This is a genomic window from Vibrio sp. IB15 (assembly GCF_016406055.1).
Classification (GTDB): Bacteria; Pseudomonadota; Gammaproteobacteria; order Enterobacterales; family Vibrionaceae; genus Vibrio; species Vibrio chagasii.
This window is the reverse complement of sequence record NZ_JAEFCE010000100.1, coordinates 1-8344: the sequence shown is the minus strand read 5'-3', so window position 1 is coordinate 8344 and position 8344 is coordinate 1. Positions and strand designations below refer to the sequence as shown.

General features: G+C 44.3%; 6 protein-coding genes and 1 tRNA gene. 1 reads left to right on the top strand and 6 read right to left on the bottom strand.

The features are described from left to right. Positions 1-116 precede the first annotated feature (116 nt). The 4 genes from gltS to JC606_RS22320 form a co-directional block, all read right to left on the bottom strand. Positions 117-1331: a sodium/glutamate symporter gene (gene gltS / locus JC606_RS22335; protein ID WP_198779471.1), complete on the bottom strand. Its 1215-nt coding sequence runs from the start codon at positions 1329-1331 to the stop codon at positions 117-119. A 255-nt stretch (positions 1332-1586) separates the two neighbouring features. Continuing rightward, positions 1587-1677, bottom strand: a tRNA-Ser gene (locus JC606_RS22330). Between the two features lie 178 nt (positions 1678-1855). Further along, the gene (locus JC606_RS22325) at positions 1856-2305 is read right to left on the bottom strand and encodes an L-alanine exporter AlaE (RefSeq protein WP_102423554.1); all 450 of its coding nucleotides are present in this window, start codon (positions 2303-2305) and stop codon (positions 1856-1858) included. A 246-nt stretch (positions 2306-2551) separates the two neighbouring features. Further along, positions 2552-5068: an ATP-binding protein gene (locus JC606_RS22320; RefSeq protein WP_443083688.1), complete on the bottom strand. Its 2517-nt coding sequence runs from the start codon at positions 5066-5068 to the stop codon at positions 2552-2554. A 138-nt stretch (positions 5069-5206) separates the two neighbouring features. Here JC606_RS22320 and JC606_RS22315 point away from each other — a divergent pair, with 138 nt between their 5' ends. Continuing rightward, the gene (locus tag JC606_RS22315) at positions 5207-5776 is read left to right on the top strand and encodes a UPF0149 family protein (RefSeq protein ID WP_198779469.1); all 570 of its coding nucleotides are present in this window, start codon (positions 5207-5209) and stop codon (positions 5774-5776) included. A gap of 130 nt (positions 5777-5906) precedes the next feature. On the opposite strand, the gene JC606_RS22310 is transcribed toward JC606_RS22315, so the two are convergent. Beyond that, on the bottom strand, positions 5907-6938 hold the full coding sequence (locus JC606_RS22310) for a potassium channel protein (protein WP_198779468.1): 1032 nt from the start codon (positions 6936-6938) through the stop codon (positions 5907-5909). A gap of 176 nt (positions 6939-7114) precedes the next feature. Then, the gene (gene nadA / locus JC606_RS22305; RefSeq protein ID WP_004741080.1) at positions 7115-8176 is read right to left on the bottom strand and encodes a quinolinate synthase NadA; all 1062 of its coding nucleotides are present in this window, start codon (positions 8174-8176) and stop codon (positions 7115-7117) included. Positions 8177-8344 lie beyond the last annotated feature (168 nt).

Here is an 8344-nt window from a genome sequence, read left to right as displayed (position 1 = left end):
ACCATATCACTTACTACCGTTTTTGTTTTTAGTTCCCGCTAATCCGCGATGAACCGAAAAAAAGCCTAGCTTCAACGCTAGGCTTATTTTATTCAGCAAGATAGACGGGAGAAAGACTACATCCCAACAAAGAAACTGATCACCAGCGCATTGATCAAATCGACAAAGAAACCACACACTAATGGCACCACGATAAAGGCTTGTGGACTTGCACCATAGCGGTGAGTCACGGCTGTCATGTTTACAATCGCTGTTGCAGTCGAGCCTAAAGTGATGCCTCCGAAGCCAGAACATATCACCACTGAGTCGTAGTTTCTTCCCATCAAGTAATAAACCACAAAGATGGTAAACAGCAGTGAAAGTAGAATCTGAATACTCATGATCACTGAGATGTAACCAAACAACCCATCAAGGTCCCAGATACGCAGCCCCATCAATGCCATGGTTAAGAACATGCCCAGACAGATATCAGAGATCATTGCCAACCCTTTACGACCTTGGGCAATTTTTTCTTGTGTGCGACCCTTCTTGAACAAAGCCCGACCAACGTTTCCGATTAAGATACCCGCAATTAAACAGCTCACGAATAACGGCAGCTTTAGACCCATTGAGTCGATAACTTCACTCAAGCTGTAACCCAGCATGAGCGTCAGGTTTAAAATCAACCATGCCCACAGAACGCCGTAATGACTAAGCTCAATTTTTGTTTCACTCTCTTGGTAAGCACCAACGGTTACCTCTTCTTCATTCGAAGGGCTCACTTTATGTTTATTGAGAAGGTAGTTGGCAATCGGGCCACCAATGACACAGGCTGCAATCAAACCCACCGTGTTGGACGCTACACCAAGCTCCAGCGCGTTAGAAATACCAAACTCTTCCACAAACATTGGCGCCCAAGCTAGAGTTGTACCAACACCGCCAATCAAGCTAATTGAGCCTGACAACAAGCCCGCTTTCGCATCCATACCAAAACCCGATGCGACAGCCATACCCACCACGTTTTGAAGAACAATAAAAGTCGACGCGAGACAGAGCAGGATAAACAGCGGCCGCCCACCTTTTACCAGCGTCTTGATGTCCGCTTGTAGCCCAATACCAGCAAAAAAGTAGAGAAGCAGAAAGTCTCTGACATCGAGGCTAAAAGTGATCTGGATTTCAAAGAGATAGTAAAGCGCAGCGACGGTAGCGGCACAAACAAAGCCACCAATAACTGGCTCTGGTAGTGAATACTTCCTTAATACTTCAGAGCGCTCGATTAAGCCTTTACCAATAAACAGTAATGAGATCGCTATAGTAAAGGAGAGCATTGGAGAAACGAGGGTTTCTGTCATGATGCGATAGATTCCTAAGAGTTAAGGTTATTCATAATGTTGCTTACTCTTAATCTTGTAGATCCACAGCGATAAATCAAGCGTTTATCGGTGACATCAATCGCTAATCTGGATCAAAATGCTTTAACATAAACAGTGGGAGTGACGAACACAAAAAGGATTTGAGAAAGGAATGTTTCGAAAAGAAGAAGGGGATAAAAATTTGGGCACCCAAAAACGAGAAAACCCCAGCATTTCTGCTGGGGTTTAGAATAGTGGTGGAAGGATGGGGATTTGAACCCCAGATACGCTATAAACGTATACTCGCTTTCCAGGCGAGCGCCTTAAGCCACTCAGCCATCCTTCCACAAATTGTGTTGAGCTCGTCACTCAACGAGGCGCTACTTTATTGATTCTGCTTGCTTTGGTCAAGGGGCATTATCAAAAAAAGTGCCTTTTTAAGTTTGTTCGATTACAAATTAACTCATTAGATCAAAAACAAACCAAATTTCATTCTTTCGCTGCACTTACGCTTGTTGTTTTTCTTAAGCTTGTTGATAGTAGCCTGGAACTCTAAACCACTTACGGCACATATCTAAGAAGTAACCGTACAATACGCCCATACCACAAGAGATCACCGCGTTACTGGTTACCGCAGTCACGATCTGGTCGCTTGAAGCACCAACAGCTAACAAAATACCAGCATACACTGGGGACTGGAATAATACATAAGCCATAAGGTCTGACAGGTTTTTCATCAACGAGCTTTGTGAAAGCTTTGCACCATTACGCAAGAACCAATCACGGAACACGCCATAAGGCCATGCAATGGCAATATTTACCGGAATCGACAGCGTTCGAGAAGCAAGAGATTGCTCGAACGTCATACCAGAGATGAACACTTCTACGATCATGCCGGAGATAAAACAGAAAACTACCATAGCAAATGTATCCGCCGCTGCGTTACGAATACAAAATGGACCACGAGACTTCATTGAGCGTTAAACCTAAAATATATCACTACCTATTTAGTGATTTAGCAACATATAAACAAGGCACTTTCGCACCCCACCAGATAATGTCGCTATTAAAACACAAGATTAGTAGTCATACATTTCAAATTAAAAATAAAGTTGTAAATTAACAACCAAAAACCATTTAAAAACCAGTCACTTCAACCAGGAAATTACATAAAGGTCAAAATACAGGCGATTCGCCATTAACTTTCCGTAATTAAACAACTATGCCATGGGAAGGTTCACGGTAATTATGTTGATAACATCTTGAGTCGGCGGAGCGCCCAAAGAAACCTGTTCTAACGCTTTATCGACTTGAAAAGAAAGCTCAGCATTGTCCATAGGTTCGACATGCTTACGTAGGCTTTCTAACGCAGACTGAATCAGGTCTAGGTTATTGTCTTCCAACGCGACATAGAGTGTCACGAGTAGCTCTTCGGTATTGTCCTTGTTGCGCAGATCAGGTTTCGGTAGTGAGCGGCTTGGGCTCTTATTCTTATGAAAGTTCGCATCGTGACTGTTTAAGCTCAAAGGCTTAACTAAAGGCCCGCTCTCATTCTGGCTTTTGGTTTCATGATATTGATACAACTTATTAGAGTAACGGAACAGGGCATCATCAAGTTCACGCTCATCAATCGGCTTAGCGATAATATAATCTACTCCAGCCCCAAGCATACGCTCACGAGTCTCTTTGAAGACATCAGCCGTACAACCAAATATCAATACTGAAGACACTTCACCAATTAACGCTCGAATGGCTGTTGTTGATTCTACGCCGTCCATGACTGGCATGTGGTTATCCATCAACACGAGGTCAAATCGTTCAGCAACTAGCGCCTGTATCGCCAGTTCACCATTTTCAACGCTCTTGCAAGTAAAGCCCTTGCTATTCATAAAGGTCTCAATGATTACCGTGTTGGTTCGATTGTCTTCAACGATCAGCACCTTCAAACCAGAATAATCTAACTTCTTGTGTGGCAGGCTCTCTATTTCACCAGGCTGACAAGGTTGAATTTTCAAACGTACATCAAAGCTAGTGCCTATCCCCTCCTCACTGGTGACGGTAATGTTGCCATCCATAAGCTGAGTGATTTTCTTTACAATCGCTAACCCAAGGCCTGTACCACCAAAACGTCTTGTCGTCGAAGACTCTGCTTGTTCAAACGGTTTAAAAATACGCTTTTGCGCCTCTTTCGGTATACCGATGCCGGTATCACGAACTCGAATGCTGAGGTAAGTATCGCTGCCTTCGACTACCTCTTTAAGGTAAACCTCAACAAAACCGCGCGAGGTGAACTTCACTGCGTTATTTAAGAGGTTAAATAGAATTTGACGCAAGCGTGCTTTGTCGGAGAAATACCAGCGACCGGAAGGCACTTCTGAATACACCTTAAATTGGAGCCCTTTTTCAGAAGACAATGTGTAGTAAACACTGTTGATACTGCCGATGATCGAATCCAGTGGGAAGCGCGTCTCATCAAGGTCTAACCTACCCTGCTCAATCTTAGAGAAATCCAAGATTTCATTCAGCAAGGTCATCATGTGATCGCCTGATTCATACAGACTCTTGAGGTGCTTCTCTTGCTCAGCATTAAGCGGGGTTTTTAATAGAATTTGCGCGGTTCCCAAAACACCATTCATCGGGGTACGAATTTCGTGTGACAGGGTCGCAAGGAAAGCAGTCTTTGCATTGGTTGATGCTTGCGCTTTCACTTTTTCGGCTTCGAGATATACCGTCTTCTCATTGAAGGTTTTGATCAGGTGACCGATCTCATCATGACTTGAGTAATCAACGTCAATCACCTCACCGGCTTTTGAACTGTTGACCTGAGTGGCGATGTTGGTGATTGGAGTGATTAAATAACGGTTAAGTAAGTAGTAACCCGCCATCACACAGAGTAGCAACAAGGGCACAATACCACCCTCGATACTCATCACCTGACGAAACACTTCGTCTGCTACCCGCGATTTAGAGTTAACAACATCAACTTGCCAGCCAAACTCACCGAATTGATTGCTACTGATGTAGATCCCTTCGACAAGGTTAAAGTTATGAGAAACTAGCACTTGGTTGAGCTTATCTCTCAAGGTAATACCAAGGTTATACTCTTCTGCGTGATTCTTGATAAAACCCAGTAACTCTTCCAAAGAGAGATCCACCGTCGCGATACCTGCAAAGGTGCCATCGTAGTAATACGGCGAAGACGCTGTGATCATTCGAACGTGCGTGTAAGGATCGATATAGACATCACTCCATGAGATGGTTCCTTGCGGTTCATCGACCACCGAGGTATACCAATACTCTTCGTGATAAGGGGCATTTTTAGGGTTGTTGTAAGAAAACAGCTGATCGATGGTTCCGTCGTCAGCTTTGTTAAAGAAATAACTGTTTAAGAGCTTGTCGGAATCTAACGCATAAGGTTCTGGCCAAATGCCAGCACTGACAATGGTGTCGTCACTCGCGGCTAACATCGACTTAAACAGAGGGATAACATCTTCGCCTTTACGCTGCGCCTGAGCAAAACCAACTAGACTATCAACAAAACCTTGAGAGCTGCTGAGTGGCTCTGTAATCAACGAAGACAGTAATTGCGTACGTAAGTCGAGGTTCTGTTGCAGTTTGGCGCGCACAGGAGATTCTACGACGTAATACGTGACGCTACCGACAATAGCGATAAACATTGCAAGGTATAACCCAAGCGCTACCATGCTTTTTTTCTTTAAAGACGACCGTATCTGCATAATTCTTTTATTGTTTTCTTTTCTGTTAAACCTAGTGTTTATCCTCAACGACATCAAGCCTTTTTAGATTGAAGCTTGATTGGCACAAGTTCATTGGTACTATAAGCGCAAATATGTTCCCTTTTACGGTACCTCACTTTGACTTTACAAGATATTCTTGCGCTTCCAGAGTTGGAAGGAAAGCTAATCACAGAACACAAAACCATGGGCTTTGTCACTGCAATGGCTGCAGCGCCTAATGTGTTAACCCCGCATGAGTGGCTACCGTTCCTTTGGGGTGGCGAAGAAGTCGCTCCTTTCACTGATGGCGAGCAACTAGAAAGCTACATTGAAGTGATCATTGCGCTTTGGAACAAAACTCGTCCCGAACTAATCGAAGGCACTTGGGTTTGGCCTGAAGCTTGTCAATTGGACGAAGAGGAAGTGGTTAATACTGCTGCTCGTGATTTCTGTGAAGGCTTACTTCAAGGCTGGCAGATTGCTCGTGATGATTGGGAAACACTAATGCCTGAAGATAGCGAAGACAACGCTCTGGTTGGCGGCGTTCTACTTTCTCTTAGCATGCTTTACGATCCAGAAACCTCAATCGCAACCCTAGCCGAACAAGGTATCGAAGGCCTAGAGCAATTTGAAGAGATCTTCAATGCAGTTCCTATAATGCTTTGTGGTCTAACTCAGCGCGGTATTGCACTGGCTGAAGCTCAATAAAAGTATTCAACAGAAACTACGAAACAAACAGCAAAAGGCCTCATGATGAGGCCTTTTTTAATGCGAAAATGTCCAGTAACGCGAAACTCTCTAGTACACGAAAAGCGCTCACATCGAAAAGAGTTACGCCTTAAAAACCGTTCCAATCAAAGTCGTCGATACGCTCATCGGCAATATAGAACAACTTAGTACCGCTACTGACGACTTGATCCAATTCTGGGTTGAGCTCAATACCGTTTCCAGAGTCTATCGCAATCAACGTCGCTTGATACTTCTCTTTGAACACAGAGAAAATCGGCGCCACAGTCACAGGTTCAGCATCTTGAGGATAGTAAGTCGAATATTGCGTCATACCTCTCGTCGAGCTAAGCAGCTCTTGGTGCAGCGCACTGGATCCTGGATCGACCGCAGCTTTTGCGAGCATCTCCGCGCCTACCGCAGGAATACATTCAGAGTTCGGGCAATGTTTATGTAGCAGGTCACTCAATGCCTCATCTTTAAAGTAAACCAACAGATGCGCTTCTGGGTTTCGGTTAGCACAATAAAGTGCAGCAGATAAAGTAATATCATCTTCTGGGTTATCAATCAGAATACAGCTGGCTGATTCAATCCCCGTCTTTTCCATCTCTTTACCATCAGTGTAGCTATTCACTTTCACGAAACTGATCTCACCAGGGAGTGGGTTTTCAATGTCTGAACGCGTACATAACACGATTGGACGCCTACCCGTCTCTTCATGCTGGAGCATACGGATAAGGTGAATGGTTCTTTGCTCATTCCACCCCAACATTAAAATATGATTTTCCACTCGTACTCTCCTTTTTCCTAACAAGCCAGCTCGCCAATATTCAACACCTTCTGTGGCAACCTTACCGAGTAACGCAGCAAACAGACTAAGTCCACCCGGAATCACAAATAGAATGACAATCCATCGACCCGCTTCTGTCGTCGGTGATAAGTCGCCATACCCTACTGTCGAAGCGGTCACCACTAAGTAATACGCGAATGTAGTAAACGAACTGGTTAAGTCCGTCTCACCCACCAAATACAAACTCGACCATGAAATAAACACATAGCCTAGAAAAGTAAACAGTAGGTTTTTGCCGTTCAAAACAAAGATGTTTGCTTTGATCCAACGTTTGAGTTGCAACCAGATTATCATTCGAGCCTCAAATCCTTCGTTCTTACTTACATGCTAGAAAAAATACGCGATATCAACAAGATGAATCATCAGAAAAAAGATACATGCTCACAAGGTTGATATTAGCAGGCTATCTTTCGGTACAAAAAAACCAGCACTAAAGGCTGGTTTTTAAATTAGTCAGATAAGTAAGCCGCTTACGCGTTGCCTTTTACCTGCATGTTTAACTGCTCTGCGAAATCTAACATACGGTTCAATGGGATAAGCGATTTAACACGTAGCTCGTCAGAAACGAAGATTTCGTGTTGCTCACCGCCATTCTCAAGTGCGTTTTCAATTGCCTCAAGACCGTTCATTGCCATCCAAGGACAGTGTGCACAACTACGACAAGTTGCACCAGCACCCGCCGTTGGCGCTTCAATCAGCTCTTTTTCAGGAACCAGTTGTTGCATCTTGAAGAAGATGCCTTTGTCTGTCGCGACAATCATCTGTGGATGCGGCAGCTCTTTCGCTTTCTTGATTAGTTGGCTAGTAGAACCAACAGCATCAGCCAACTCTACAACACTTGCTGGAGATTCTGGGTGCACAAGAATTGCCGCTTCAGGGTATACCGACTTCATCTTTCTCAATGCATCTGCAGAGAACTCATCGTGAACGATACACTCACCTTGCCAAAGTAACATGTCAGCGCCGGTTTGATTCGCGATGTAAGAACCTAAGTGACGGTCAGGCCCCCAAATGATTGGCTTACCTTCAGCGTCTAGGCTCTCAACGATTTCCAAAGCAATGCTCGACGTAACCACCCAGTCTGCACGAGCTTTAACAGCCGCAGAAGTGTTTGCGTATACAACCACTGTGTGGTCAGGGTGAGCATCACAAAATTCTGTAAATTTATCAGCAGGACAGCCAAGGTCTAATGAACATTCAGCTTCAAGCGTTGGCATTAGAATGCGTTTTTCAGGAGTAAGGATCTTCGCAGACTCACCCATAAAGCGAACACCAGCGATGATCAAAGTGCTTGCTGAGTGACGGTTACCGAATTTAGCCATTTCTAATGAATCGCCAACGAAACCACCAGTTTCTTCTGCCAGCGCCTGAATTTCAGGATCTGTGTAGTAGTGTGCAATTAGAACTGCATCTTTTTCTTGAAGTAGTTTTTTGATGTTTGCGATGTGGGCCTGCTTCTGAGCGTCGCTCAGTGGAACTGGCTTAGGCGGAAACGGGTAAACTGTATCGATTTTATCTAGTATATGACTCATTGCTCTTGCTCTACGCAACTTCTTCCGAGAATCCGAGTATTCTACACAGGACAGGCATGAGGATCAAAAAGGATTGGTTGTAAGCAAGCACGATTGGGTATTGAAGCGGGTATAAAAAAGGTTCATCGCGGCTTTCCGGGGAAAGCCGCTTTTATCTTCAAGAAGAAG